Annotated in this window: 1 protein-coding gene; it reads left to right on the forward strand. The window is 63.4% G+C overall.

Going from position 1 to position 2,284, the window contains the following annotated elements; all coding sequences use genetic code 11:
* Nucleotides 1-2,284, forward strand: a 2,284-nt coding sequence (locus ACP5E6_RS03130) for a class I SAM-dependent DNA methyltransferase (RefSeq protein WP_427951548.1), incomplete at both ends; no start/stop codon positions are given.

Here is a 2,284-nt window from a genome sequence, read left to right on the forward strand (position 1 = left end):
GTCGGCAACGTGATCGAAACCTATGCCGATTTCTCCGGGCAGGGCAAAAACTACGCGCAATTCCCCGATCGGCGCGGGTTTCGCATCACGCTCGACCAGCTCCGCGACCCTGCCATCTGTGACCGGCTCCGCCGCATCTGGACCGATCCGCAATCGCTCGACCCCGCCCGCAAATCCGCCCGCGTCACCCGTGAAATTGCCGAACGCCTCGCCGCCGTATCCCGCGCGCTGGAAGCCGGGCACCAGCGCGAAACCGTCGCCTTGTTCCTGATGCGCTGCCTGTTCACCATGTTTGCCGAGGATTGCGGCCTGCTCCCGCCGGACGCCTTCAAGACCATCCTCCGCCGCTGCGAAGCTGACCCGGACCTGCTCGCCCCCACGATTGGCCAGCTATGGGAAGCGATGGACAAGGGCGGGGTCGCGCTCGCCATTCATGCCCGCGTGCCGCGCTTCAATGGCGAGTTTTTCAAGGATCAAACCGTCCTGCCGCTCGGTCGGGAGGAAATCGGCGAACTCTGCCGGGCCGCCGAATATAACTGGCGTGAGGTCGATCCCTCGATTTTCGGCACCTTGCTCGAACAAGCGCTCGACCCCGCCGAACGCCGCTCGCTCGGTGCCCATTACACCCCGCGCGCCTATGTCGAGCGGCTGGTGGTCGCCACCATGATCGAACCCTTGCGCGCCGAATGGGTCGAGGTGCTGGCCACCGCCGAACGCCAGCGCACCGAAGGCCGCGATGAAATCGCCATCGCCACCGTTGCCGCCTTTGCCGAAAAACTCTGCCGCACCCGCGTGCTCGACCCCGCATGCGGCACCGGCAACTTCCTTTACGTGGCCCTCGAACTCCTCAAACGCCTGGAGGGCGAGGTGCTGGATACGCTGGCCAGCCTGGGCGGGCAGGAAGCCCTCGCCCTCGCCTCGCACACGGTCGATCCGCACCAGTTTCTCGGCCTGGAAGCCAACCCGCGCGCCGCCGGCATCGCCGAACTGGTGCTCTGGATCGGGCATCTGCAATGGCATTTCCGCACCCATGACGGCATGCCCGGCGAGCCGATCCTTCAAGCGTTCCGCAACATCAAGGTTGCCGATGCGGTGCTCGACCCTAAAACCCACCGCCGCCCTTCATGGCCGGCAGCGGAATACATCATCGGCAATCCGCCCTTCATCGGCGGCAAGGACATCCGTGCCCGGCTGGGCAGTGACTACGCCGAAGCCCTATGGTCCGCCCATCCGCTCATGAACAATGCGGCCGATTTCGTGATGTATTGGTGGGATCACGCCGCCGAACTGCTGACCGCCAAGGGCAGCGTGCTCCGCCGCTTCGGCTTCGTCACCACCAATTCCATCACCCAGACTTTTCAGCGCCGTTGCATCGAACGCCACCTTGCCGCGAAAGCGCCCATCTCGATCACCATGGCGATCGCCGATCACCCCTGGACCAAGGCAACCAAAGACGCCGCCGCCGTCCGCATCGCCATGACCGTTGCCGAAGCTGGCAAGCGGGATGGCGTGCTGTTCACCGTAACGGCTGAAACCGGCCTCGATACCGATGCGCCGGACATCGCTCTCGCAGCGCAATCCGGGCCGATCAATGCGGATTTGACCATTGGGGTCCCTGTCGGCGATGCAAAGCCCCTGCTTGCCACTGAGGGCTTGTGTTCGCGAGGCATGGCGCTGCATGGCGCTGGCTTCATCGTCACGCCGGAGCAAGCCGTGCACCTCGGCCTAGGCCGCCGTGCTGGCCTCGATCAGCACATCAGGGAATATCGCAATGGTCGCGATCTGACAGCCCGGCCGCGTGGTGTCATGGTGATTGATCTATTCGGTCTATCTACCGACGACGTCCGCCGCCGTTTTCCGGAGGTCTATCAGCATCTTTTGACGACGGTGAAGCCAGAGCGTGACCAGAATAATCGCGTCACCTATGCCGAAAACTGGTGGTTATTTGGCGAACCGCGCAAGGATTTGCGGCCTGCTCTTGTGCGCTTGCCGCGCTACATCGCCACGGTCGAAACCGCGAAGCATCGGATTTTCCAGTTTCTCGACGCTTCCGTGCTGCCTGACAACAAGTTGGTTGCCATCGGGATGGCTGATGCTTTTAATCTCGGTGTCCTGCAATCGTCGATCCATCATAATTGGGCTTCGGCGGCGGGGGGGCTTCTAGAAGATCGACCCGTCTACGTGAAATCCGCGTGCTTCGATCCGTTCCCCTTCCCCGATCCGCCTGACGCGATCCGGTGCGACATCGCCGCCATCGCCGAAGACCTCGACGCGCTCCGCAAGC

The sequence above is a fragment of the Acidiphilium sp. genome (genome assembly GCF_049977125.1).
In the GTDB taxonomy this organism is placed as follows: domain Bacteria; phylum Pseudomonadota; class Alphaproteobacteria; order Acetobacterales; family Acetobacteraceae; genus Acidiphilium.